Raw genomic sequence first — 24276 nt, forward strand, 5'->3', positions numbered from 1 at the left:
CGGTAAGCTACGCAGCAGCGACGTCTCAGCCGGTACTGCACAACAGGTTTGTCCTATTAACGGACGTCGCACAGCCGCACTTTAACTGAATCGTTCCCGCGCCGCCGCCAGGCCGTGCAAGCGTTTCCTTACCGGATGTTTTTTGCGCCGGGCGCTAAAGATTTCGCCGCAAAGGTCGTTATCTCGTTCTGATGGGGCGGCGTGATACCTCCCGACCGCCCTGATTGGCGGGCAGGTGGGCCGCCCGCCTGCAGACGAATACAGGTTGCCAGCGATAAACATGGAAGCGAACAGGATCACCGCGCCCCGCCGGGGCTCCTTGCGCACGGTCATGGACCGGCTTCGTGCGTTCGGCCGGCGCGTGGACGGCAAGCCGCAGACGGCCGCAAGCCGCGCTGCGCAACTGGAACAGGTGGTCGGCGCCGTCGACCTGCTGGCGCACGTCGACGACGAACTGCGCTTCATCTATGTGTCCGAAGCCAGCCTGCGCTTCATCGGCTATCACCGCGAGTATCTCGAGACCATCACGCTGCACGACCTCGTGGCGCCGGCCGACGTGCCGCGCCTCGACACGCTGCTGACGCGCGCCGCCGTCTCGGGCAACGTCGAGAAGGCCACGCTCAGCCTCATCAAGTCGCTGACTTATCCGATCACAGTCGAGCTGCGCGTGGTGCGCAGCAGTCACGACGGCACCGCGGGCTATGCGATCGCCGGCTTCGACGTGTCGGCCTGGCGCGCCACCGAAGAACGTCTGACCCAGGCGCTGCATCTGGACCGCCTGACCAATCTGGCCAACCAGTCGGCGCTGATTCCGGCGCTCCTCGACGCCCAGCAGCAAGCCGACGCGCACGGCACGCCGGCGGCGCTGCTGCTGCTCGACCTCGACGACTATCAGCGCGTGAACCGCGCGCTCGGCTACGATGCCGGCGACGAAATGCTGCGCGACACCTCGCGCCGCATCCTGAACATGACGAGCCCGAGCGAGACCGTGGCGCGCGTGGCCAGCGACGAGTTCGCGATTCTCGTGAAGCCCGCCGCCAGCCGCACCGACGCGGCGGCCGCCGCCGAAACGCTGGCGCGGCGCCTGTTGACCGCGATCCAGCAGCCGTATGTGTTCAACGGCCAGCAGGTGCATCTGTCGGCGAGCATCGGCATCGCGCTCTATCCGGACGTGCGCCACGCCAACGACACCGCCGCCCACGACACCCATCTGCTGCGCTGGGCCGACCACGCCCTCCTGCAGGCCAAGGCGGCCGGCGGCAACACGCTCGCCTTCTACGTCCCCGACGACAACCCCGCCGACGCCGAACGCCTGAAGCTGGAGGCCGACCTTTACGACGGCGTGCGCAACGGCGAGTTCTCGCTACACTTCCAGCCGATCACGAGCAGCCGCACGCACGGCGTGGTCGGCGTGGAAGCGCTGATCCGCTGGCTGCATCCGGTGCATGGGCTGGTGCCGCCGTCCATGTTCATCCCACTTGCTGAGTCGATCGGCCTGATCAACTTCCTCGGCAACTGGGTGTTGAAGGTGGCCTGCATGCAATTGATCCAGTGGGATGCGAAGGGCATCTCCCTGCAATACGTGGCCGTGAACGTGTCGCCGCAGCAGTTCCGCGATCCGCGCTTCAAGGACTCGGTGCGCGAGGCGATCGAGTTGACCGGCATCGATCCGCGCCGGCTCGTGTTCGAGATCACCGAAAGCCTGCTGATGCACGACCCCGCGCATGCCAAGGGTCTGCTCGAAGAACTGACCGCCATGGGCATTCGCTTCGCGGTCGACGACTTCGGCACCGGCTATTCGAGCCTGGCTTACCTGCAACGCTTCCCGCTGGCCAAGCTCAAGATCGACAGGAGTTTTGTCGAGAATCTGCTAACCTCCCGGAACGATCAGGCAATCGTTAGCGCCGTCGTGGGCCTCGCTCAGACACTGGATCTCGAGCTGGTGGCCGAGGGCGTCGAAACGGAAGCGCAGCGCGCCCTGCTCACCGAGATGGGATGCGACCACATTCAGGGGTGGCTCGTCTGCAAGGCGCTGCCCTCCGACGAACTCGCGCAGCGTTTCGAAGCGCGCACGCTTCATTTGCATAGCGCCTAGCCATGCAGGCGAAGCGCTCATGTCGTGAATCATGCAGCGGAACAAGCCGGTCCCTGGCCGGCGTGGCACTCATTGGAACATGTATGGCTTTGGCGGGACTCACATGGTAAAGGCGGCGGTGCTCGACCGGCTCTGGACACGAATGAGCGAGCGCGGCGATTTCCCCATGCTGTCGCAGTCGCTGCGCTCCACCATGGCGGCGATGAACAATGACGACCTCGACTTCACCGGCCTCGTGCAGGTGGTGTTGTCCGACTTCGCCCTCACGCAAAAAGTGCTGCGGCTCGCCAACTCCGCGATGTACATGGCGTTTGGCGGCAACATCACGACTGTGTCGCGCGCGCTGATGGTGCTCGGCATGGACGCGGTCGGCCATCTCGTGGTCGGCCTGAAGATCGTCGATCACTTTCATCACAGCGCGCCGCGCCGCATCGACGCGAAACTCGAACTGAACCGCACGCTGCTCTCGGGCTGCGTCGCGCGCAAGCTGACCGAGCGCGGCGATCTGCGCGCCGGCGAAGAAGCCGTGGTCTGCACGCTGATGCGGCAGATCGGCAAACTGCTGGTGGTGTTCTATCTCGACGCCGAATGGGACCAGATTCGCCGCCATATCGACGACGGCGCGCTCGAAGCCGATGCCTGCGTGCTGGTGCTCGGCGTCACGTTCGACGAAATCGGCGCCGAAGCCGCTGTGCGCTGGCGGCTGCCCGACATGATCCGCTCCGGCATGGGCGAGTTCGACCCGCAAGACGTCACACAGCCGCGCCAGGTGCAATGGCTGCGCGCCATCACCAATTACTCGACGGCGGTCGCCGACGTGCTCACCCAGCAGAACATGCCGGACTGGGAGCGCGAGGAACGCATCGCCGAACTGGCCCAGGAATATTGCGGCGCGCTGAACACTGATCCCGAAGTGCTGCTCGAAATGAGCGTGGCGCTCGCCCGCGAAGAAGGCGGCGACGGCGTGATGCGCGAAATCGTCGAGTTGCGCGCGAATGCGGATGCGATCGCGCGCGAGGCGCTCAATCCCGAGGCGCGTATCGCGGTGGGCGTCGAAGATCTGCGCGGGCTGCCGGCCGGCAGTCCGCTCGCGCCGGCGCTGGCGATGGCAGCGGAAACGCTGCTGGCCGGCCTCGGCTTTGCGCGCACCGTGGTGTTCGTCAAGCACAGCAACGGCACCTTCAAGGCGCGCCTCGGTCTCGGCCCGAAGATCGACGCCGCGTTGCCAAAACTAACGTTCAATACCGCCTTCGAGCCCGACGTGTTTCATCTGGCGATCGCGAACTCGGTGGGCATATTCATCGAAAACGCACGCGATCCAAAGATGGTCGCGCGGCTGCCCGAATGGTTCCGCCGCTCCTTCGACGACGCCCGGGCCTTCGTGCTGCTGCCAGTTGTCGATGAAAGCGACACCACCGTGGCTTTGCTCTATGGCGACTGGTCGCATAGTCAGGAGCCACGGCGCATCTCACAGAAAGAGATGAGCGTGTTGAATGAACTGGCCAAGGAGTTAGGCCGTTTTTTCGGCCTGGGGCAGATGCGGGAAATGGAGATGATGTGAAGACCTGGCGTGATCGTTGATCACGACGCTTCACTCTCACCTGTTCTGTGTTTGCCCGACGCCAAGTTGAAATTGAGCCAGTCCCGCCGGGACCGCCGCGCCTGACATGCAGCGGTCTCCGGCTGAATCGCTGAACTCAATCCTCGATTCTTTCCAGACCTTGCGCGCTGCGGTCCGCGACACCGGCCCACGCGCCGGCCACCAGACCCAGTTCCGCCACCTCTTCCACCGTCAACGGCTGCAAGCGTTCACACAGCGCGCCGATCTCATCCCACGCGCCGCATTCGAGCGCTTCGACCGCGCTCAGCAGCAACCCCAGCACGCCCTGCCGATGCAGAATGCCCGCCTGGATCGGACGCGACAACGTCAGCACGTTCAGGGTGCTTTCGAGCGAGCCGCCGAACACCGCGTCGACAAATGAAAATACGCCGGTCAGGAACGCCGCGTCGGCTTCGTCGCGGCCGGCTTCGGGCAGACGCTCGATTGCCAGCTCCATGAAGCGCGCGCGGGTCGCGGCGAGTTGCAGCAAGGGGTCGTCCTCGAGCGCGACCTTGCGGCCGTCGGCGTAGAGCAGCAGCTGGGTCCAGCGCGCGATGCGGTTGGTGCCGGTCGCGTTGATCGCTTCGCGCAGTGTCGTGACCTTGTGGCCGACCGCCAGCCCGCTCGAATTGGCGAGCTTCATCAGGTGCATCACCAGCACGGGGTTCAGCTTGAGTTCGGCTTCGAGCTGCGCGACGGTCGGATCGCCCGAGAGCAGTTGCAGCAGGTTCAGCAGCGCATGGCGCGGCGCGCTGACACGGCGCGTCGCCGAGTTCTGCGCGCGCGCGAAGAAGTAGCCCTGAAAGCGGTCGAAGCCGAGTCCATGCGCCGTTTCGAAATCGGCCTGCGCGTCGATGCCCGAGGCGACCAGCAGCTTGCCCGCCGACTTGAGCACGCTCGCCAGTTTCGGCAGCAGCGCGCGCGGCGCGTGCATGAAATCGATCTTGACGACTTCGGCGTAAGGCAGCAGTCTGGCGAAGCCTTCGTTGGGCTGGGTCACCTCGTCGAGCACGAAGCGATAGCGCCGCCCATGCAAATGGACGATACGCGCCACCAGCGCCTCGTCGATCTCGATGGTGGGCACCAGTTCGAGCATGAAGCGCTCGGCGGGCAAGCTCAGAATCGCGTCGTCGAAAAGCATCTCGCGGCTGACGTCGACATATGCAGGATGTCCGGTCAGCGCACCGCGCACATTGCCCTGAAGCAGGCCGTGAAGGATGGCTTGCGCCACACGTTGCGCCGGATCGGGCGCGCGGTGCGATGATGCGCCGGCATCGCTGCTCTCATGCCCCGCGGCATGTGCGGTGTCCGCCGTCTGCGCGGACCATTCCGGTGCGCGCACCTTGATCTCGTAGCCGCACAGCATGCCGTCCCGATTGAGAATAGGCTGCCGCGCGAAACTGGCATTCAATTGCGCATTGTCCGTTGCACCCGCGTGGCCCGGATTCTCGACTGCGATGGTGGTCATTGCACTCCCCCGCTAAGCGCCGCCCCGGCGCTGACTGCTGTATTTTGATTTTCGCCGTACCGCTAGCGCGCGTCTCAAGCCATCAAGGCTGTAGCGCCCGCGATGGGCTCGGCAATTTTAGCGCAGGCCGCCATGCGTGGACACGTCCGTGAAGCAATATCTGGAAATAATTGGAGATCAGTCTGAAAGCGAGGCGACGCAAAATCGCCGATACTCTTGTGCAGTGCAGAAGCGTTCCACCCGCGTTTAACCACCAAGGAAAAACATGGACGTCAAAAGCGTGCTGTCAAATGCCTTCGCCATGCCGATCACGAGCCCGGCATTCCCCATGGGTCCGTACCGGTTCATCAACCGCGAATTTCTGATCATCACCTACCGCACCGATCCGGACAAACTGCGCGCCGTGGTGCCCGAGCCGCTCGAGATCGGCGAGCCGCTGGTGCACTACGAGTTCATCCGCATGCCGGATTCGACGGGTTTTGGCGATTACACGGAAAGCGGCCAGGTGATCCCCGTGTCGTACAAGGGCGTGGCCGGCGGCTACACGCTGGCCATGTATCTGGACGACCATCCGCCCATCGCCGGCGGCCGAGAACTGTGGGGCTTTCCGAAGAAGCTCGCGAACCCGGTGCTCGCCGTGCATACCGACACGCTTGTCGGCACGCTCGACTACGGCCCGGTGCGCATCGCCACCGGCACCATGGGCTACAAGCATCGGCAACTCGATCTGGCGCAGCAAAAAAAGCGCCTCGAAACGCCGAACTTCTTGCTCAAGGTGATTCCGCATGTGGACGGCACGCCGCGTATCTGCGAACTGGTGCGCTACTACCTGCAGGACATCGATCTGAAAGGCGCATGGACCGGTCCGGCCGCACTCGAACTGGCGCCGCACGCGCTCGCGCCGGTCGCGGAATTGCCGGTGCTGGAGATCGTCGAAGCACGCCATCTGCTTGCCGATCTCACGCTCGGTCTCGGCGAAGTCGTGTTCGACTATCTCGATCAGCCGGAAGCAAACGTGCGTTGATCGATTAGCGGTCGCCTTTCGCAACGCCTCAAATGCAGACGGCCGCGATTAGCGGCCGTCTGCATCAGCTACAACGAATCACTTAAGACGCGCGTTACTTCAACACCACCTTCACATCGAAGTACTTCGCTGCGAAACGGTCGATCGTGCCGTCCGCCTTCAGTTCCTTGAGCGCCTGGTTCAGCGCGTCCTTCAGAGCCTTATCGCCCTTGCGGATGCCGAAGCCGACGCCCGCGCCGAGCAGCTTCTCATCGGTGACGGCCGGACCGGCGAACTCGAAGCCCGCGCCTTGCGGCTTCTTCAGGAAGCCTTTCGACGCGGCTTCCGCGTCCTGGAACGCGGCGTCGAGACGCCCCGACGCGAGGTCGGCGTAAATCTGATCCTGCGTCTGATAGGGCACCACGTCGACGCCGGCCGGCGCCCAACGCGCCTTCGCGTAGGTTTCCTGAATCGTGCCTTGCAGCACGCCGACATGCTTACTCTTGAGCGACGCCGGCGTCGGCAGCAGACCGCTGCCCTTCTTTGCAATCATCTGATTCGGGATCGTATAGATCGGATCCGTGAAGTCGATCGCCTGGCGGCGCTGATCCGTGATCGTCATGTCCGAGTTGATGGCGTTGAACTTGCGCGCTTGCAAGGCCGGGATCAGACCGTCGAACGAGTTCTCCACCCACACGCATTTGGCCTTCAGCTTCGCGCACACGGCATTGCCGACGTCGATGTCGAAACCCTGCAGCTCGCCCGACGGCGACTTCGATTCGAACGGCGCATACGACGCCTCGACGCCGAAATGCACTTCCTTGATATCGGCCGCCGCTGCGGTGCCGGCCGTGACCGAAGCCGCTGCGAACAGCGCGAGCGCAGCCATGTTTCGCCAATTCATCTTCATTACGGGTGTTCCTCTACGGTATTGAATAAGACAGAGCCGACTCCGGGCAAGCATGATTGCCGGGCCAAAATTGCGCTTCAAACTCGTGCGGCCGCTGTGGTGCAGCGCAACAGCCGCGAGGCCGCGATTGTACAGGCTGCGTTTGCCGCGCCTGCGGGCGCGCCGTGTGACGCGTCGCTGCGCACGCGCCTTGGGCTCACGCGTAAAGGTGTAAATAGCTGTCGCGTTCAGGCAAAGCCGAACGTGTTAGAGCGCACCGTCGCCGGCTGCGAAAGCGCCGCTGAGTTGTTGCGACAGATGCGTATAGACGGCAGCCACGTGCGGCAAATGACGCGACTCCGGATGCGCAAGCACCCACACCTGCGACTCGGCTTCGTCGAGCGGCGGCGTCAATTGCACGAGATCGTCGCGGCCGCGCGCGAGAAAGGTCGGCAAGATGCCGACGCCAAAACCGCGCACCACGAGTTCGAACACCGCCATCACGCTGTTGGTCTTGTAGCGCGGCTCAACTGTCGGGCAATGACGCTTGCGCCAGAGCACGGAAGGATGATCGCCGAGCGAGGCGTCCGGGGCCGCCCAGTCGCAGCGCGCCAGCGCATCGACATCACTCGCCTGGATGCCGCTGCTGCTGGCGGCGAACACCGCGATACGCAGCGGGCCCACGTGCTTGCCGACCAGATGATCCGGCGCGCGGCGCGTGGCGCGCACGGCGATATCGGCGTCGCGTTTGGTGAGACTCGCGAGACTGTTGGTCGCCGTCAGCTCGAACGACAACGCCGGATGCAGCGCCACGAAATCATGCAGCGCGGGCAACAGCAGGCCGTATAGCACGGTATCGGTGGTCGTCACGTGGACGCTGCCGGACACGCGATCGCTGCTCGCCTGCACCGTCGAGCGCGCCGCCGCGAGTTCGCTTTCAATGCGCTCGGCGTGACGCGCCAGTTGCGCGCCGAGCGGCGTGGCGCGATAGCCGCTGCGTGAGCGCTCGAACAAACGCTGCCCCAGCCCGCGTTCGATCCGCTGCACCGAGCGAAAGATGGTCGAGGCGTCGATACCCAAACGCTGCGCGGCTTCCGCGAGCGTGCCGGCGCGCACGAGCGCGAGAATGGTCTGCGTATCCGCCGAGGTCAGTTCGTATTGCGTTTTTGCACGCATGGTTTGGCAAGCCGCCTGTTTATCCGGAATGCGATCCGGGCTACTTTTACCACATGGACTTGTCGGCCGACGAGCTTTGCCACCGGCACCTGCCGGGACTTTATCCTCATCTATAGCGGTGAAACCATGAAACTCTATTACTCGCCGGGCGCCTGTTCGTTGGCGGTTCACGTTGCATTGCGCGAAGCGGATCTCGACTTCGAAGGCATCAAGGTCAATCTGCAAACGCACAAGCTCGCCAACGGCGACGACTATTACACAATCTCGCCGCGCGGCTATGTGCCGCTGCTCGAATTCGCCGATGGCTCGCGCCACACCGAAGGCGCCGCGCTGCTCCAATACGTCGCCGATCTTGCGCCCGAGTCGGATCTGCTGCCGCCCGCGGAATCGCCGCAACGGCTCGAAGCGCTCGGCTGGCTCACGTATATCAGCACGGAATTGCACAAGACGTTCAGCCCGTGGCTCTGGCATCAGGAGACGGCCGAGTCGACGAAGGCTGAATGCCGCGCGAAACTCGCCACGCGTTTTAGCGAACTCGACAAGGTGCTCGCGGCACGCGACTATCTGACGGGACGGTTCTCAGCCGCCGATGCGTATGCGTTCACCGTGCTGAGTTGGGCGCGCATGCTGTCGATCGATCTTGGCGCTTATCCGAAGCTGGAGGCGTATCTGGAGCGCGTTGCGGCACGGCCGAAGGTGCGGCAAGCGATGGTAGCGGAAGGTCTGATCCGCGCGAACGCGGCTTAAACGGCGGCGCACGTGAGAAACGTTGCGCGCCCTGGCGCGCAACGTTAGTGGCTTGCGTAGTCGTGGACTACACGAGTTTCGATAACGTGTCGTGCGTCGTCTCGACAACCATCAAGCCGGCGCGCAAACCGGGCTTGACCGTCGCGTTCGGAAACACGAGCCGTTCCTCTTCGTGCCGCACGACATAGCGGTACTCGCCATCGCGCGCGAGAACGGTGCCTTTCGCGAACGGCGTGAAATTCGCGACATCGGCGGCGACCAGCAATTCGAACGCGTCGCTTTGCTTGGTGATCTGATCGATCACCGTGAATGCGCGCGGCAGTTCCGCACGAACCTCGCCGCGCATGCCCGCCAGCAGATGACGCACCGCGTGATCGGCGCCGGCGAAACGCGTCAGATCGTTCTGACCGAACGGACGCACCTTGCCGAGTTCCAGCGTGCACGCTTCGGCGCCGCACGCCTGCGCGGTGAAATGCGAATACGTATTGCCCTTGGTGGTATGCAACAGCACCGCACTGATACGCGCCTCGCCGAGCCATTCAAACATCGCGCGCGAAAACGGCTTGCCGGTATGCGGCAGCAACGCGAACCGCTCGAAAGCGGATGCGCGGATCGCCGTATGCATGTCGATATGCCAGCGCGCGCCCGGCTCGCTCGATGCTGCCGCGAAGAATTGCGTCGCCGCCTGTTCGAGCGCGGCGGCACGCGGTGCTTCATAACTCTGCGGCACTTGCAGATGACGCCCGCTGAAGAGCCGGTTCAGATCGTCGTCGCGATAGCGGCACGCGTCGCGCATGGCGTCGACGTTGCCGAGAACCACCAGCAGGCGGCAAGTCAGCGCGGCCGTGCCTTGCGCGATGTCACGCACCAGAAAACCCAGCAGTTCGATCGGCGCGGTCTCGTCGCCGTGCACGCCGGCGGAGACGAGCACGCTGCGCACGCCCTCTTCCTGCGCCGCCGGCTCCATCAACAACACGCCGTCGTCCAGCCACGACCAGCGCACGCCGCCGGCACACGTGCCCTGGACTTCATTCGCGGCCGGTCGCGTGCCCGCCAGCGTATAGGCCAGAAAATCGTCGAGCATCGGAACCGGCATATCGCGCTCAGCGCTGGAAGTCATACAGCGAGCCCAAACCGAGAATCTGCGTCAGTTCGTCGAGCGCGGTGCGCGATTCGGCGAGCAATTGCGGATCGGTCAAATCGGCGGGCGCGAGGCGATCACGATAATGCTTTTCGATCCACGTATCGAGTCGGCCGAACAAGGTGTCGTTGATCCACACGCCTTGCGTCACCGCCGCGCGTTCCGCGTCGTCGAGGACGACACGCAGACGCAGACACGCCGGACCGCCGCCGTTCTTCATGCTTTCGCGCAGATCGAACACCAGCACGTCGTCGATCGGGCCCGCATGCGATGCCAGATCGTCGAGATATGCCGCCACGCGCGGGTTTTCGCGGCATTCCTGCGGCACCACCAGTACCTGCTTGCCGTCCGGACGCGTCAGCAACTGGCTGTTGAACAGATACGAGGTGACGGCGTCGGCCACGCTCACCTGCGCGTCCGGCACTTCGATCACGTTGAAGTCCGCCTTCAGGCCGGTGAGCTTCGAACGCAGTTCGTCGTACACCGCGTTCTGTTCGACGAACGCCAGTTGATGACAGAACAGCGTATTGCGATTGCCGACTGCGATCACGTCGTTATGAAACACGCCCGCGTCGATCACGTCAGGGTTCTGCTGCGCGTACACCGTAGCCGCTTCGGCAAGGCCATGACGATGCGCGACCGCGCGGCTCGCCTCGAAGGTTTGACGCGCCGGGAAGCGCTTCGGCTCCGGCCCGCGCCGATACTCGCTGCGGCCATACACGAAGAATTCGACGCCTCGCGCCGCATAGTCCGCGCAGAAGCGCGTGTGATTCGCCGCGCCTTCGTCGCCGAGCGCGGGCGTGCCGGGCAGCGCCTCGTGCACCACGAAGCGGTCGGCGTCGTTGAAGATCGCGCGCAGCGTGCGGCGCGTCGACTCGTGTTCGATCGCGCGATGCAGCTTGCTGCACAGATTGGCCGGCGTGAAATGCACGCGGCCGTCGTGCGTATCCGCGGATGGGCTCACGGTCGCCGCATTCGCGGTCCACATCGCCGACGCCGAACTCGCCGCGGCCAGCAACTCGGGCGCGTCTTTGGCCACACGCGCGATTACGGTGGCGTCGTCGCCGGAGAAACCGAGTTCGCGCAACAGGCGCATCGACGGACGCTCCTGCGGCGGCAACACGCCCTGATGAAAGCCGAGGTCGGCCAATTGCTTCATCTTGCGCAGGCCTTGCCGCGCCGCCGCCTTCGGATTCGCAACCGACTTCTCGTTGTTCTGCGACGCGACGTTGCCGAACGAGAGCCCCGCATAGTTGTGGGTCGGGCCGACCAGGCCGTCGAAATTGGCTTCAGTGGCTTGCATCGTCGATCCTTAGAATTGAAGGCCCGGCGAGACGCTCGCGGGCATTTGCAGTTGCGCGCTTTCGACGGATGCCATCGGGAACGCGCAGTAGTCGGCTGCGTAGTACGCGCTCGGCCGGTGATTGCCCGAGCGGCCCGGCCCGCCGAACGGCGCGCCCGACGAGGCGCCGTTGGTCGGCCGGTTCCAGTTGACAATGCCCGCGCGGATGGTGCGCTGGAAATGCGTCCAGAGCGTTTCGTCGTCGGCGAGCAAGCCGGCGGAGAGACCGAACTCGGTGTCGTTGGCCTGCTCCAGCGCTTCGTTGAAGCTGCCGTAGCGAATGATTTGTGCCAAAGGACCGAAGTGTTCTTCGTCGGGCAGATTCTTCACGCTCGTGACGTCGAGAATCGCGGGCGTGACGAAGCCGAGCTTCGGGTCGCGCTGTTCCATCTTCAGCAAAGCGCTTGCGCCGTCAGCCAGCAAACGTTCCTGCGCGGCAACGAGCCGCGACGCCGCGCGCGCCGAGATCACCGCGCCCATGAACGGTTGCGGATCGGCGTTGTATTCGCCGACCGTGATGCGCGACGTGACCTCGGTCAAGCGTTCCATGAAGCGATCGCCGCCCGCGTCGTTCGGCACGAAAATGCGGCGCGCGCAGGTGCAGCGCTGCCCTGCCGACAGAAACGCCGACTGAATCGTGTGATGCACGGCGGCATCCACGTCGGCCACCGGGCCGATCACGAGCGGATTGTTGCCGCCCATTTCGAGCGCCAGCACGATTTCCGGGCGGCCGCCAAACTGTTTGTGCAGCAATGTTCCGGTATCCGAACTACCCGTGAAGAACAAACCGTCGATCTGCCGATGATTCGCCAGCGCAATGCCGGTGTCCTTCTCGCCTTGCACGAGATTCAGCACGCCCGCGGGCAAGCCGGCGTCGCGCCAGATCTGCACGGTGAGCGCGGCCACGCCGGGCGCGAGTTCCGACGGCTTGAAGACAACCGCATTGCCCGCGATCAGCGCCGGCACAATATGCCCGTTCGGCAAATGCCCCGGAAAGTTGTACGGCCCGAACACAGCCACCACGCCATGCGGACGATGCCGCAGCACCGCTGTGCCATCCGCCATCGCCGAACGCTTTTCGCCCGTGCGCTCGTTATAAGCCTGAATCGAGATCTCGACCTTGGCCGCCATCGAAGCCGCTTCCGTGCGCGCTTCCCACAACGGCTTGCCGGTTTCGCGGCCGATCGCTTCAGCCAGCGCTTCCTTGCGTTCGGTCACGAGCGCGGCGAAGCGGCGCACCACGCCGCAACGCTCGTCGAGGCTCGACGCCGACCACGCGGCGAAGGCGCGGCGCGCGCTGCGCACCGCATGGTCGACGTCGTCCGCCGAGGCGCTGTTGCCTTCCCACACCGTCGCGCCCGTGCCCGGGTTGCGCGACGCGAATGCGGGTCCTGTGCCGGCGGCCCATTCGCCGTCGATGAAAAGCTCGCTCATGATCATCCCTGTTTGTGTTTCTGCGGCAGCACGCGCACGAGGTCGCCTGCCTTGACGTCGAGTGCCGCGGCTTCAATCGCGCTCAGACGGAATACGCCGTCCTGCGGCACGCCCGCCACCACGCCGACGCGAAAATCGCCCAACGAGGTATTCGACACCATCGATTTCGGTCCATCCTGCGGCGCGCCCGAGGTGTTCGACGCGGCGATCTCGACCGGCACCACCACGCTCTCGCGCACGGTGCGCAAGTCGGCGATATGGCATTCGAGCACCGGACCCGCGTCGAAGATATCGACGTGATTCTCGTAGCGCAGCCCTTCCGATTCGAGCATGCGGCGCGCCGGAATCGTGTCGTTATGCGTAAGGCCGACGCACTCCTGCGCCTCTTCCGGCAACAGCTCGACATACACCGGGTAGCGCGGCATCAACTCGGCGAGGAACGCCTTGCGGCCATGCGAACTCAGATAGTCCGCCGCATTGAAATCGATCTGGTAGAAATGCGAGCCGACCGCGCGCCAGAACGGCGAGGTGCCTTCGGTGTCGAAATGGCCGCGCAATTCCGCGCACAGACGCTGCGGAAAACGCTCGCGAAACTGCGCGAGAAACATGAAGCGCGAGCGCGACAGCAAGCCGCCCACGCCGCTCGTGCGATAACGCGGGCTGAGGAACAGCGAGCACACTTCGGCATAACCCGTCAGGTCGTGCGAAATGTTCAGCGCGCGCATGCGCGTCCAGATGCCGAGGTCCTGGCTTGCGTGCACCACGGTGCTCACGCGGTAGTTGTAGAACGGCTGTTGCAGGCCGACCGCGGTTTCGATGCCGCACACACCGGCGACGTCGCCCGTGTCCGTGTCTTCCATCACGAAGAAGTAGCCGGCTTCATGCGGCTCGGCCTTGTCTTCCATCGTACGGCGCGCGCGTTCCACGCGTGCCGCGAGTGCGTCGCGGTCCGGCTTGAAGGTGGTGAGACCCGGGCCGGTTTCCTGCGCGAGCCGCATGAGCGCGTCCACATCGCCTCGTTGCACAACGCGAACGACGATCATCGTGCCTCTCCCGATTGTTCATCCTGATGCGGCTGGTGCAGGGGCACGCAGCGCACCGTGTCGCCTTCTTCGACGCCGAGCGCCGCTCGCGCCGCGTGCGGCATCGAGGCGCCGGCTTCTTTAGCTGCCGTCAATTCGCCGAGTACACAGCGGAACTCGCCATCGGCGCCGTTATATGCGATCAGATACGTCGAACCGTCGGCGGGGGCATCGTTCTCGTGCACCACACGCGTTTCGTTGCGCGTGACGCAGGCGCTGCGATCCACCTGCGCGGTCAACACCGGACCCGCGTCGAAAATGTCGATATAGCGATCCGTCTCGAAGCCTTCTTCAAGGTGAATGTCATACGCGAGCAAGGCCTTCGAATCCGGCTCGCCGAGCACGCGCTGCGCCGCCTCGGGCAGCAACGGCACATAGATGGGATACGTGGGCATTACTTCAGCGATGAACGTGCGGCTGCGGCCGCCCGATTCGATCTCGATGTCGGCGAAGTTGCGGCCGAAGAACTTGCGCCCCACCGCTTCCCAGAACGGCGACACGCCGTTTTCGTCGGTCACGCCGAGCAGCAGCGAAAACACCTCGGGCGTGAAGCGCTTGCGATTGGCGGCGATGTACATCATTCGCGCACGCGACATGAGATGCGCGGCAGCGTCGCCACGCAGCGACGGATCGATGTAATACCCCGCAAGGCGGCTCTTGCCGGTCAACTCATGCGACATGGTCAGCGCGTGAATCTTGCGGTTCACGTGCAGTTCGCGCGACGCATGAATCAGCGCGTCGTTGCGAAATGCGTAGAACGGGTCCGAATAACCGGCCGCGGCGACAATGCTCGCCGTGCCCATCAGCTTGCCGCTCTGCGCATCTTCGAGCACGAACAGATAGAACTCCTCGCCCGGAAAATCGACTTCCGCGCGAAACGAGTCTTCCGATAACGCGACGCGCGCTTCGAGCGCACGCCGGTCGTGCGGCAGGGAATGCAGCACCGGTTGCGCGGTGCGCGCCATATGTTCGAGCGCGTCGAGATCGGCGAGGCGGCCTGGGCGTACGAAGAGCATCATCGTTCCTGTTGAATGTGACGCATGATCAATGCCGTGGCTCAGTTCGACGCCGCTTCGGCCTTCGCGCCGACAATGCTTTCGATGGCCTTGGCGAGTCGTTCGAAGCCTTCGTTCATGTCGTCGAGCGGCATGATCAGCGACGGCACGAAACGCAGTACGTCAGGACCGGCCATCAGCATGATCACGCCGTGCTGGCCTGCCGCCGTGACGAAATCTTTCGCTCGGCCCTTGAAGGCATCGGTCAATTCCGCACCGATCAGAAGACCCCGGCCGCGCACTTCCGTGAACAGGCCGAAGCGTTCGTTCAACTTCGCGAGGTGGCCTTTCAACGCTTCACTGCGCGAGCGCACGCCTTCCAGCAGCTTCGGGTCGCTGACCAGCTCGACCACCTTCTCAGCGATCGCCGCGCCCAACGGATTGCCGCCGTACGTCGTGCCATGCACGCCGACCTTGAAATACGCGGCCAGTTCATTGGTGGTCAGCATCGCGCCGATCGGGAAACCATTGCCCAGCGCCTTCGCGGTGGTGAGAATGTCCGGCGTCACGCCGGTTTCTTCGTACGCGTAGAAATAGCCGCTGCGGCCCACACCCGTTTGTACCTCGTCAAAAATCAGCAGTGCGCCGTGCTGATCGCAGGCTTCGCGCAGTGCTTTCAGGAACGCCGGATCCGCCGGGATCACGCCGCCTTCGCCCTGAATCGGCTCGACGATCACCGCGCAGGTTTGCGCGCCGATGGCTTTCTTTGCCGCTTCGATGTCGTTGTACGGCAAGTGGGTGATGCCGGCCGGCACCGGGCCGAAGCCTTCCGAATACTTCGGCTGGCCGCCGACGCTGACCGTGAAGAACGTACGGCCATGGAACGACTGCGTGAACGAGATAATTTCGTATTTATCCGCGCCGTGGCGGTCGAACGCGACGCGGCGTGCCAGCTTCAGCGCGGCCTCGTTCGCTTCCGCGCCCGAGTTGGCGAAGAATGCGCGGTCGGCGAACGTCAGGTCTTCGAGCCGTCTGGCGAGGCGCAGCACCGGTTCGTTGGTATAGCCATTGCCGATGTGCCACAGCTTGCCGCCCTGCTCGTGCAGCACGTTCAGCAGTTCGGGATGCGCATGACCGAGAGCGGTGACGGCGATGCCGCCGGCGAAGTCGATATAGTCGCGGCCTTGCGTATCCCAGACGCGTGAGCCGAGACCGCGATCCGGCACGAAGGCGGCGGGCGAAAACACCGGCACCATGACTTCGTCGAAGGTCTGGCGTGTCACTGTCAGGTCGTTCATGGCAAATCCTCGTTACAGGTGAGAGGTAATACAGGTAGTGTAGGAAACCGCACGCAATACGTCTTGCGCATACGCGACGCTTTCTATGAGGTTCCACGCGAATCGGCCGGGCTTGAGCCTTGGCCACGCGCTCGTTCGGATCAATCCGCCTGATCCGGCCGCTCGATCAGCGCACCCGGCCGCGGCTCGCTGGCCGCCGCACCGCTTGCGCCCGTCTGCTTGTCGATCCAGTTACGACGATCCTCTCGCGGTGTGACACCAAAGCGTTCGCGGTACGCATTCGAAAAGTGCGCCGCCGACGAAAACCCGCAAGCGAGACTGATCTGCACCACCGACTTACTGGTGCGCTGCAATTGCGTGCGCGCTTTCGAAAGCCGCAGTCCCAGATAGTATTTGGACGGCATCGAGCCGAGATACTGGCGAAACAGGCGCTCCAACTGCCGCCGCGACACGCCGACCAGACCGGCGATCTCGTCGGTGGTGAGCGGGTCTTCGATATTCGCTTCCATCAGCAGCAGCGCGTCGTTCAGGCGCGGATGACGCTCGCCCGGCGCGGTCACGAACGGAATGCGCTGACGCTCCTCGCCCGCGCGCAATACGCCGACGCCGAGCGTGTCGGCAATCCGGTCCGCGAGTTCGGGGCCGTGCTCGCGGCCGATCATCGCCAGCATGAAGTCGACGGTCGCCTGGCCCCCCGCGCAAGTGGCGCGATCGCGGTCGATTTCGAAGATCTGCTGCGTGACGATGGAGCGCTCGAACTGCTCCGAGAACTGCTGATAGGTTTCCCAGTTGACGCTCACGCGATAGCCGGACAACTGCCCTGCCATGGCGAGCCACCAGACGCCGTGATGAATGCCGGTGACGAGCGGCGTGCGCTGGCCGACGCGCGAAAGGCTGGCGAGAAAGAGGCGATAGTCGGCAAATTGCTGAAAGCGCTCGCTGACGATGATCAGCCAGTCGCACGCAATCGCGTCGCCGAAGGCGGCGTCCGCGGGCCACTGGGCGCCGCCCGCGAGCGGCACCGCGCGGCCGTCCCACGAGCACACCTGCAGGCGGTACAGCGCGCGGCCGTCGATTTCATTGGCGAGATTGAGCGCGTCGACAATCGGCCCGACGCCCGACATCGACACGGGCGGCAAGGCGACAATGGCGACCTGCGTGGTGCGAGCCGGGCTGGACGTGCGAGGCATCGAGTGAATCCGCGCGACCCGCGCGTTACTTCAGGCTGCCGGACAGGAACTGCTTGAGCCGCTCGCTGCGCGGCGCGCTGAGCACTTCGGCGGGCAAGCCCTCTTCTTCGGTACGTCCTTGATGCAGGAACATCACATGGTTCGACACGTTGCGCGCGAAACCCATTTCGTGCGTGACGACGATCATGGTGCGGCCTTCTTCGGCGAGCTTCTGCATGACCTTCAGCACTTCACCGACCAGTTCGGGATCGAGCGCGGAAGTCGGCTCGTCGAACAGCATCACGTCGGGGTTCATGGCCAGGGCGCGGGCAATCGCCACACGCTGCTGTTGCCCGCCCGACAGATGCGACGGATACTGCTTTTCGAGGCGCGGCGCGAGACCGACCTTCTCGAGATATTCGCGCGCACGGTCTTCGGCTTCCTTGCGCTTCAGACCCAGCACATGAATCGGCGCTTCGACGATGTTCTCGAGCACATTCATGTGCGCCCACAGGTTGAAGTGCTGGAACACCATGGCGAGCTTCGTGCGGATGCGCTGCAACTGCTTGTGATCGGCGACTTCGAGATTGCCGGCGCGATCGGTTTTCGTCTTCACCATCTCGCCGTCGACGACGATCTGCCCGGCGTTCGGCCGCTCGAGGAAATTGATGCAGCGCAAGAAGGTGCTCTTACCCGACCCGCTCGCGCCGATGATGCTGATCACGTCGCCCTTGTTCGCATTGAGCGACACGCCCTTGAGCACTTCGTTGTCGCCGTAGCGCTTGTGGATGTCCTGTACGGCGAGCTTGCAAGCTTCGGTTTGCGTCGTGTGGAGCAAGATGCTCTCCCTTTGAAAATACGGATCAATCTTCGTGACGGCACGCATTGCGCGCGCCGTCCTGTGCAAACACGGCGCGTTTCAATGCGTGCGCACCGCCAGGTAACCCAGCCAATGACGCTCGGCGCGGCGGAACAAAGCCACCAGCGCGAACGACACCACGAGGTAAATCAGCGCCGCGAGGCCGAACGCGTCGAACGACTGGTAAGTGGCCGAATTCGCGTCGCGCGCCACCTTAAGGATGTCCGGCACCGTGGCTGTAAACGCGACCGTGGTGGCGTGCAGCATCAGGATCACTTCGTTACTGTACAACGGCAAGGCCCGGCGCAGCGCGGACGGTATCACAATGCGCCGGTACATCGTGAACCAGCTCATGCCGTAGGCGCGCGCCGCTTCCACTTCACCGTGCGAGGTCGAGCGGATCGCGCCGGCGAAAATCTCCGTGGTGTACGCGCAGGTGTTCAGTGCGAAGGCAAGAATCGCGCAATGAAAACCGCTGCGGAAAAACGCGTCCAGCACCTGATGCGAGCGTACGAATTCAAGGCTGTACAGGCCGGTATAGATCAGCAGCAGTTGCACGTACAGCGGCGTGCCGCGAAACACGTAAGTGTAAAGACGCACCGGCGTGGAGAGCCAGCGCTTCTTCGATACACGCGCCACCGCCAGCGGAATCGCCAGCACGAAGCCGATGCCGATCGACGCCACCAGCAGCCACAGCGTGACGGCGAGCCCGGACATGCGCTGGCCGTCCCAGTACAGGAACGCGCGCCAGAATTGATTGAGGATGTCGATCATGGTCTTAGAGTTCCGCGTGCCGCACGCCGATCGAATAGCGCTTTTCCAGCCAGATCAGCACGAGATTCGACGCGGTGGTGATCGCCAGATAGATCAACGCGGCGACCAGGATGAAGAAGAACATGTTGAAGGTGCTTTTGCCGGCGTCCTGCGCGGCTTTGACCACGTCGGCGAGACCGATGATCGACACCAGCGCCGTCGCCTTCACCAGCACCTGCCAGTTGTTGCCGATGCCCGGCAGCGCGAAACGCATCATCTGCGGGAACAGGATGCGCGTGAACACGCGCGCGCCGCTCATGCCGTAGGCGCTGCCCGCTTCGAGCTGGCCGCGCGGCACCGCCAGAAAGGCGCCGCGGAAGGTCTCGGTGAAGTACGCACCGTAGATGAAGCCGAGCGTCAGCACGCCGGCCACGAACGGATCGATATCGAACTGCGGCAGATTCAGCGCGTCGGTGAGATTGTTGACCGCGATCTGGATGCTGTAGAACAGCAGCAGCATCAGCACGAGGTCGGGCACCGAGCGGATCAGTGTCGTGTAGCCGGTCGCGATTGCCCGCAGCGGGCGGTTGAACGAGAGTTTCGCCGCCGCGCCCGCGAGGCCGAGCAGCACGGCGGCCGCCAGCGACAGGACGGACAGCTCGATCGTCTGGATCGTGCCGGCCAGCAACACCGGACCAAAGCCGTATAGGAACACGCGTGTCTCCATCCAGGTTGTTTGAGGATGTCTCGGACGGCGTCGGCTTGTCTCTGCCCCACTCGTCCAGCATGGCGCGCAGTCTCGCAAGCGAAAATTAATTTCTCAAAGGCGGGCGGAAGCTTTGTTGCGACGCAACAAGACGGGCTGTGGCGCGCGGCGAGGCTTGCAGGGCTTGGTTTTGCAGGGAATTGGCGTTGGTCAAGCGGGACGCGCGCGCCGAGCGCCGCTGCGAATTAGCAAGTTTCGGGTCGCTTTTTCGATAGATCAAGGGCGTCGGCGCGAGGCGATAAGCCGCTCGGAAATGGCTTCGGCGACTCGTATATGAATCACGAAGGGCCTTCGTGATTCATATACAAGTCATTCGTTGTTTTTCGCTTTGAACTGACCCATAATGGTTCACAAACGAGTCACGAAGGCCCTTTGTGACTCATATATGAACCATACCGCTCTTATGCCTAACTCGGTGACACGTCCCGCCTCGCGCTACAGTCTGGAAGCTGCCTTGCTGCTCGGGCAATTGATTCGCCGCGCGCGCCTCGAACGAAAAATCCCCCTGGTCCAGTTAGCCGAGCGCACAGGATTGTCCCGCAGCCTCATACAGCGGATCGAGAAAGGCGATCCATCCTGCTCGATCGGTGCGGTGTTCGAAGCAGCCGCCGTGGTCGGCGTACGTCTTTTCGATGCCGACCGCACGAGTCTGGCAAATGCTATTCAGGCCAACGCAGACATGTTGACGCTGTTGCCACGCGCCGCGCGCGCACCTCGCATCGAAACAAAAGATGATTTCTGAAGCCTCGTATAAGGAAGCCTTTGTCTGGTTCTGGCTCCCGGGCGCAGCCGAACCCGTGGTCGCTGGGCGACTGGCCGTTGTCGGCGACCGGATTCTCTTCAACTACGGCCAAAGTTACCTCGGACGCGACGACGCCATCCCGCTCTATGCGCCCGAGTTGCCGCTGCAACGCGGGACGATCCCTCTGTCCGACGGTTTATCGATTCCGGGAAGCATCCGCGACGGAGCCCCGGACGCGTGGGGCCGGCGGGTCATCATCAGTCGCAAGCTTGGCGTGCGGGGTTCCCAGATCGGCACCGCCGACCTCGACGAGTTGACGTATCTGCTCGAGTCGGGCTCGGATCGAATCGGGGCCCTGGACTTCCAGTTGTCGCCAACCGAGTACGTACCTCGGGAAACGGCCACTGCATCCTTCAGCGATCTATTGAACGCAGTTGCAAGTGTCGAACGTGGCGTGCCGCTGAGTCCCGATCTCGAGCGCGCGCTGTTTCATGGAAGTTCGATCGGCGGCGCGCGCCCCAAAGCGCTGATCACCACGCACAACCGGAAATTCATCGCGAAGTTTTCTTCCCAAAGCGACGTCTACAGCGTCGTGAAAGCCGAATACATTGCCATGCGCCTTGCGTCCGAAGTCGGCATTCATGCCGCGCCGGTCACGCTCAAGCACGTCGGCGGCAAGGATGTATTGCTCGTGGAACGGTTCGACCGCGTGCGCGCAGCAGACGGCTGGCAACGCCGCGCGATGGTGTCGGCGCTGACGCTATTCGGGCTCGACGAAATGATGGCGCGCTATGCAAGCTATGAGGACTTCGCCACGCTGATCCGCCATCGCTTCAGCGCCCCGAAAGCGACGCTCAAAGAACTGTTCGCGCGCATGCTCTTCAACGTGCTGTGCGGCAATACCGACGACCATGCGCGCAACCACGCAGCCTACTGGAATGGAAAGGAGTTGGCGCTCACGCCGGCGTACGACATCTGTCCACAGGCGCGAGCCGGCAATGAAGCCACCCAGGCCATGCTGATCGTCGGCAACGAGCGCTTCAGCAGAATTGAAACCTGCCTGAAGGCAGCGCCGCTATTTCTGCTCTCCGCCGACGAAGCCGCTGCGCTGGCCGAGCATCAGATCGAGGTGATCTGCGATCGATGGAACCCGGTTTGCACCGAGGCTCAGCTGAGCGAAGTGGATCGTAATCTGATGTGGCGGCGCCAGTTCCTCAATCCATTCGTATTTGAAAATGCGCCGCCGACGCTCGCGGCCTTGCTCCATTAGACTCGGCCACGGCGCCGCATCTCCCTAATCGATCCCCAGCCTCGCGCGGATCGCCGGCAGCATATATTCGACCGCAGCGCGCCCTTCCTCGATGGCCGGCGCCGCGCGGTGAAAGTCGAAAATCCCCATGCCGCCCAGACGCGGCTGGATCAGGATATCCGCCGGCTCGCCCGCGAGGCGGCTGCGCGTGATCCGCACCTGCATGATGTCGATGCTCTGCGCGATCGAACTCAGCATGGACGGCACGCGGGCGCTCGGCGCGGGCGGCACGCGCACGTCGTCGGTGGTGCGAGCGTCGGCGGGCGCGAGCCACTTCGGCCAGGGTTTGCCGTTGCGGCGCAGCGCGAGTGGCGGCGGCGCCGTCGGATCGATGGCGGGCGTATCGACCACCGCGCCGCCGAAATCGCGGCCATTCAGAATGTCGTTGTTCAGATCGACGGCGATCACGCAGTCCGCGCGCATGCCCCGCGCCACGGAAACCGGCACCGGATTGCTCAGGCCGCCGTCCACCAGCCAGACGCCGTTGTGCCACACCGGCGTGAAAATGCCGGGAATCGCAATCGAGGCGCGCACCGCGTCGACCACGCTGCCGTCCTGCAACCAGCTCTCGCGGCCCGAATCGAGTTCGGTGGCGACGGCCGCGAACGGCATGTTCAGTTGCGCGATCGAGCGGCCATTGAATTTGTCGGCGAAGAGCTGGATCACTTTGCGGCCGCCGAGCAGGCCGCCCGAGAGCCGCAGATCGAGCAGGCGCACCACCGTCTGCCACGTGAGCCGCGAGACCCACTCCTCGAGCCAGTCGAGGTCGCCGTTCGCGTATACCGCGCCCACCAGCGCGCCGATCGACGTGCCGCAGATCACATCGGGCTTGATGCCCGCATCGTGCAGCGCGCGAATCGCGCCGATATGCGCCCAGCCGCGCGCGGCGCCGCCCCCTAACACCAGCCCGATCCGGCTGTATCGACGTCGACGAATCATCTTCTTCCCCGCTTGTGTCTTCTCACTTCTATCGTCCCCGGATCACGTCCGAGCGCGATGTCGTGTACACCTTCTGATACTGGTCGAAATGCACGTTGAAGATACCCTCTTCGGTCACGCCGCCTTCGCGCCACTTCCAGCTCCAGACGGTTTCCGGTTTGAGCGGAAACACCGCGACCTGACCGGGCTTGCCGAGCAGCCGGCGCACTTCGTCCTCGCTCATGCCCATGCGGATCTTTGCGAAGTTGGCCGCCGTGAGCACCTGGGTGATCGCCTGCAATTTGCCGTCACGATCGATGTCGACCATGTACGTATTCAGGCCTTGCGGGCCGCGCGGATATTCGAAGCGTTTGGAACCGTCGGTGAACGTGCGCTCCGTTTCCGGCTTGCCCATCTGGTCGCGGATTTGCGCTTCGGTCGTGACGCCCGGCGTCATGTCCTTGAGCAGCAACGCATCCGGTTTGACGGCGTTGAAGAATTCCTTGAGTTTTTGCACGGCGCGGTCGCTCGATTGGTCGTCGCAACCGGTCAACGCGACGCACGCGGCCAGCATGGCGACAGTCAGCAGTTTGAGGCTCACAGCGAGTTTTTCCTGTACGGACGCGGGCCGCGAAGGCGCGCATCCCGTTGTGTAGTGTCTGCTACAGGATAACCGCGCATGAGGAAAACCGCGAGCGGGCGCGGCAAGGCGGTGTGCACCGTCGTACACGATGGCGGAGGGAGGCGGCGGCGATGGCGGGGGTTCACGCGGCGAAGCACGTTGAAAACCGTCGCCACAAGCAAAAAGGCGACGCTGTGCAAAGCGTCGCCGGGTCGGTCGATACGGTCAACCGGAAAATGGAAGCGGCCGTTTCGGCCGCCTGACAACGAAGCACCGCGGACGACGCGCAGCGGTCTGGTTCCGGACGAAGCGGTGAGCAACCTTGGCTGCTCACCTTGCGCCATCGCCGGAATGGCAAACCGCTGCTTGATTGGCCGCCCTGGTCCCTCGATAAGCCTTCCAAGTGTGACTAATCTAAACGCATTGGCGGGTTTAGACGAGAGCGCGTTTACACCGAATCGGCAGATGATTTGCGTTGGGCCGCGAGGTTCTCAGCGCTTTTCGACGGTGCGTTTCAAGGGCGCGAAATCGACGTAAAGGCAGTGCGTCCGACCGCCTGCAGCAGCGAGTCATTCTGCGATGTTTGATTCCGCCGCGCACGGCAAGGCCGACGCTGCGAGCGCCGCAATGCCGGGCGTTGCAAACAACGCGCGCTTCAGAACAGATCGGATTGCGAAACAAAAACGGGAGGTGGTCATGGGCAGCGCGTACGTCGTGGCAACGAGTGGATTTGCCATCGACGATAAGGCAGGCCTTTGTATAAGACAAACGCGTTATTCTGCCAAGCAAATATGCGAGATTTTCTCGCGCGGCGCGACGCGCTCACGCGCGGCGGTTCAAGCAAGCAAGCGCGCCGCGCGCGGCTGAT

General features: G+C 63.7%; 22 protein-coding genes. 7 read left to right on the forward strand and 15 right to left on the reverse strand.

The window, feature by feature from the left end:
* Positions 1-280 precede the first annotated feature (280 nt).
* Both B0G71_RS13090 and B0G71_RS13095 read left to right on the forward strand, forming a co-directional pair.
* A complete protein-coding gene (locus B0G71_RS13090; protein WP_116142323.1) occupies positions 281-2095 on the forward strand; it encodes a bifunctional diguanylate cyclase/phosphodiesterase in 1815 nt (604 codons plus the stop codon).
* Positions 2096-2198: 103 nt separating this feature from the next.
* Positions 2199-3656 carry an HDOD domain-containing protein gene (locus B0G71_RS13095; RefSeq protein ID WP_116142325.1) on the forward strand — a complete coding sequence of 486 codons (1458 nt, stop codon included), beginning with the start codon at positions 2199-2201 and terminating at the stop codon, positions 3654-3656.
* A 136-nt stretch (positions 3657-3792) separates the two neighbouring features.
* Here B0G71_RS13095 and B0G71_RS13100 read toward each other — a convergent pair whose 3' ends face one another.
* A complete protein-coding gene (locus B0G71_RS13100; RefSeq protein ID WP_116142326.1) occupies positions 3793-5163 on the reverse strand; it encodes an EAL and HDOD domain-containing protein in 1371 nt (456 codons plus the stop codon).
* 265 nt (positions 5164-5428) lie between these two features.
* On the opposite strand from B0G71_RS13100, the gene B0G71_RS13105 reads away from it, so the two are divergent.
* Positions 5429-6187: an acetoacetate decarboxylase gene (locus B0G71_RS13105; RefSeq protein ID WP_106285981.1), complete on the forward strand. Its 759-nt coding sequence runs from the start codon at positions 5429-5431 to the stop codon at positions 6185-6187.
* 94 nt (positions 6188-6281) lie between these two features.
* Here B0G71_RS13105 and B0G71_RS13110 read toward each other — a convergent pair whose 3' ends face one another.
* Both B0G71_RS13110 and B0G71_RS13115 read right to left on the reverse strand, forming a co-directional pair.
* Positions 6282-7076: an ABC transporter substrate-binding protein gene (locus B0G71_RS13110; protein ID WP_116142327.1), complete on the reverse strand. Its 795-nt coding sequence runs from the start codon at positions 7074-7076 to the stop codon at positions 6282-6284.
* Positions 7077-7322: 246 nt separating this feature from the next.
* The gene (locus tag B0G71_RS13115; protein WP_116142328.1) at positions 7323-8231 is read right to left on the reverse strand and encodes a LysR family transcriptional regulator; all 909 of its coding nucleotides are present in this window, start codon (positions 8229-8231) and stop codon (positions 7323-7325) included.
* Positions 8232-8357: 126 nt separating this feature from the next.
* Here B0G71_RS13115 and gstA point away from each other — a divergent pair, with 126 nt between their 5' ends.
* Positions 8358-8978, forward strand: coding sequence for a glutathione transferase GstA (gene gstA / locus B0G71_RS13120; protein ID WP_116142329.1), 621 nt, complete (start codon positions 8358-8360; stop codon positions 8976-8978).
* 67 nt (positions 8979-9045) lie between these two features.
* Here the strand turns inward: gstA and astE are convergent, their stop codons facing one another.
* The 10 genes from astE to B0G71_RS13170 form a co-directional block, all read right to left on the reverse strand.
* Complete coding sequence (gene astE / locus B0G71_RS13125) at positions 9046-10098, reverse strand: succinylglutamate desuccinylase (protein WP_258875583.1); 1053 nt, start codon at positions 10096-10098, stop codon at positions 9046-9048.
* Complete coding sequence (gene astB / locus B0G71_RS13130; protein ID WP_116142331.1) at positions 10082-11422, reverse strand: N-succinylarginine dihydrolase; 1341 nt, start codon at positions 11420-11422, stop codon at positions 10082-10084. The genes astE and astB overlap by 17 nt, the downstream gene beginning before the upstream one ends.
* A 9-nt stretch (positions 11423-11431) precedes the next feature.
* On the reverse strand, positions 11432-12895 hold the full coding sequence (gene astD / locus B0G71_RS13135; RefSeq protein ID WP_116148572.1) for a succinylglutamate-semialdehyde dehydrogenase: 1464 nt from the start codon (positions 12893-12895) through the stop codon (positions 11432-11434).
* A 2-nt stretch (positions 12896-12897) separates the two neighbouring features.
* Entirely contained in the window at positions 12898-13938 is a 1041-nt protein-coding gene (astA, locus tag B0G71_RS13140) for an arginine N-succinyltransferase (protein WP_116142332.1), read from the reverse strand.
* Positions 13935-14993 carry an arginine/ornithine succinyltransferase subunit alpha gene (gene aruF, locus B0G71_RS13145; protein WP_116142333.1) on the reverse strand — a complete coding sequence of 353 codons (1059 nt, stop codon included), beginning with the start codon at positions 14991-14993 and terminating at the stop codon, positions 13935-13937. The genes astA and aruF overlap by 4 nt, the downstream gene beginning before the upstream one ends.
* Positions 14994-15034: 41 nt before the next feature.
* Positions 15035-16270 carry an aspartate aminotransferase family protein gene (locus tag B0G71_RS13150; RefSeq protein ID WP_116142334.1) on the reverse strand — a complete coding sequence of 412 codons (1236 nt, stop codon included), beginning with the start codon at positions 16268-16270 and terminating at the stop codon, positions 15035-15037.
* Positions 16271-16410: 140 nt separating this feature from the next.
* Positions 16411-17460 carry a GlxA family transcriptional regulator gene (locus B0G71_RS13155; RefSeq protein ID WP_116142335.1) on the reverse strand — a complete coding sequence of 350 codons (1050 nt, stop codon included), beginning with the start codon at positions 17458-17460 and terminating at the stop codon, positions 16411-16413.
* A 25-nt stretch (positions 17461-17485) separates the two neighbouring features.
* Positions 17486-18277 (reverse strand): ABC transporter ATP-binding protein, encoded by a 792-nt coding sequence (locus B0G71_RS13160; RefSeq protein WP_012432583.1) that lies wholly within the window; start codon positions 18275-18277, stop codon positions 17486-17488.
* Positions 18278-18358: 81 nt separating this feature from the next.
* Positions 18359-19072: an ABC transporter permease gene (locus B0G71_RS13165; RefSeq protein WP_116142336.1), complete on the reverse strand. Its 714-nt coding sequence runs from the start codon at positions 19070-19072 to the stop codon at positions 18359-18361.
* A 4-nt stretch (positions 19073-19076) separates the two neighbouring features.
* Positions 19077-19766, reverse strand: a complete 690-nt coding sequence (locus B0G71_RS13170) for an ABC transporter permease (RefSeq protein WP_012432581.1) — start codon at positions 19764-19766, stop codon at positions 19077-19079.
* Positions 19767-20202: 436 nt separating this feature from the next.
* Between B0G71_RS13170 and B0G71_RS13175 the strand changes: the two genes are divergently transcribed.
* Complete coding sequence (locus B0G71_RS13175; protein WP_199730111.1) at positions 20203-20559, forward strand: helix-turn-helix domain-containing protein; 357 nt, start codon at positions 20203-20205, stop codon at positions 20557-20559.
* Positions 20549-21829, forward strand: a complete 1281-nt coding sequence (locus B0G71_RS13180; RefSeq protein WP_116142337.1) for a type II toxin-antitoxin system HipA family toxin — start codon at positions 20549-20551, stop codon at positions 21827-21829. The genes B0G71_RS13175 and B0G71_RS13180 overlap by 11 nt, the downstream gene beginning before the upstream one ends.
* A gap of 24 nt (positions 21830-21853) precedes the next feature.
* On the opposite strand, the gene B0G71_RS13185 is transcribed toward B0G71_RS13180, so the two are convergent.
* Both B0G71_RS13185 and B0G71_RS13190 read right to left on the reverse strand, forming a co-directional pair.
* Entirely contained in the window at positions 21854-22807 is a 954-nt protein-coding gene (locus tag B0G71_RS13185) for a patatin-like phospholipase family protein (protein WP_106285970.1), read from the reverse strand.
* A gap of 28 nt (positions 22808-22835) precedes the next feature.
* Entirely contained in the window at positions 22836-23387 is a 552-nt protein-coding gene (locus tag B0G71_RS13190; RefSeq protein WP_116116581.1) for a hypothetical protein, read from the reverse strand.
* Positions 23388-24035: 648 nt separating this feature from the next.
* Between B0G71_RS13190 and B0G71_RS13195 the strand changes: the two genes are divergently transcribed.
* Positions 24036-24275, forward strand: coding sequence for a hypothetical protein (locus B0G71_RS13195; RefSeq protein WP_147308675.1), 240 nt, complete (start codon positions 24036-24038; stop codon positions 24273-24275).
* Position 24276: the final 1 nt, after the last annotated feature.

This window comes from Paraburkholderia sp. BL27I4N3, assembly GCF_003386115.1.
GTDB lineage: Bacteria > Pseudomonadota > Gammaproteobacteria > Burkholderiales > Burkholderiaceae > Paraburkholderia.

Excerpts from the sequence above, each read along its gene's own strand:
- B0G71_RS13115 (WP_116142328.1), bottom strand. The coding sequence starts at position 8,231 with ATGCGTGCAAAAACGCAATACGAACTGACCTCGGCGGATACGCAGACC.
- astE (WP_258875583.1), bottom strand. The coding sequence starts at position 10,098 with ATGACTTCCAGCGCTGAGCGCGATATGCCGGTTCCGATGCTCGACGAT.
- B0G71_RS13165 (WP_116142336.1), bottom strand. The coding sequence starts at position 19,072 with ATGATCGACATCCTCAATCAATTCTGGCGCGCGTTCCTGTACTGGGAC.
- B0G71_RS13100 (WP_116142326.1), bottom strand. The coding sequence starts at position 5,163 with ATGACCACCATCGCAGTCGAGAATCCGGGCCACGCGGGTGCAACGGAC.
- B0G71_RS13150 (WP_116142334.1), bottom strand. The coding sequence starts at position 16,270 with ATGAACGACCTGACAGTGACACGCCAGACCTTCGACGAAGTCATGGTG.
- astB (WP_116142331.1), bottom strand. The coding sequence starts at position 11,422 with ATGCAAGCCACTGAAGCCAATTTCGACGGCCTGGTCGGCCCGACCCAC.
- astD (WP_116148572.1), bottom strand. The coding sequence starts at position 12,895 with ATGAGCGAGCTTTTCATCGACGGCGAATGGGCCGCCGGCACAGGACCC.
- aruF (WP_116142333.1), bottom strand. The coding sequence starts at position 14,993 with ATGCTCTTCGTACGCCCAGGCCGCCTCGCCGATCTCGACGCGCTCGAA.
- B0G71_RS13105 (WP_106285981.1), top strand. The coding sequence starts at position 5,429 with ATGGACGTCAAAAGCGTGCTGTCAAATGCCTTCGCCATGCCGATCACG.
- B0G71_RS13180 (WP_116142337.1), top strand. The coding sequence starts at position 20,549 with ATGATTTCTGAAGCCTCGTATAAGGAAGCCTTTGTCTGGTTCTGGCTC.
- B0G71_RS13155 (WP_116142335.1), bottom strand. The coding sequence starts at position 17,460 with ATGCCTCGCACGTCCAGCCCGGCTCGCACCACGCAGGTCGCCATTGTC.
- B0G71_RS13110 (WP_116142327.1), bottom strand. The coding sequence starts at position 7,076 with ATGAAGATGAATTGGCGAAACATGGCTGCGCTCGCGCTGTTCGCAGCG.
- B0G71_RS13090 (WP_116142323.1), top strand. The coding sequence starts at position 281 with ATGGAAGCGAACAGGATCACCGCGCCCCGCCGGGGCTCCTTGCGCACG.
- B0G71_RS13185 (WP_106285970.1), bottom strand. The coding sequence starts at position 22,807 with ATGATTCGTCGACGTCGATACAGCCGGATCGGGCTGGTGTTAGGGGGC.
- B0G71_RS13195 (WP_147308675.1), top strand. The coding sequence starts at position 24,036 with ATGCCGGGCGTTGCAAACAACGCGCGCTTCAGAACAGATCGGATTGCG.
- B0G71_RS13175 (WP_199730111.1), top strand. The coding sequence starts at position 20,203 with ATGAACCATACCGCTCTTATGCCTAACTCGGTGACACGTCCCGCCTCG.
- gstA (WP_116142329.1), top strand. The coding sequence starts at position 8,358 with ATGAAACTCTATTACTCGCCGGGCGCCTGTTCGTTGGCGGTTCACGTT.
- astA (WP_116142332.1), bottom strand. The coding sequence starts at position 13,938 with ATGATCGTCGTTCGCGTTGTGCAACGAGGCGATGTGGACGCGCTCATG.
- B0G71_RS13095 (WP_116142325.1), top strand. The coding sequence starts at position 2,199 with ATGGTAAAGGCGGCGGTGCTCGACCGGCTCTGGACACGAATGAGCGAG.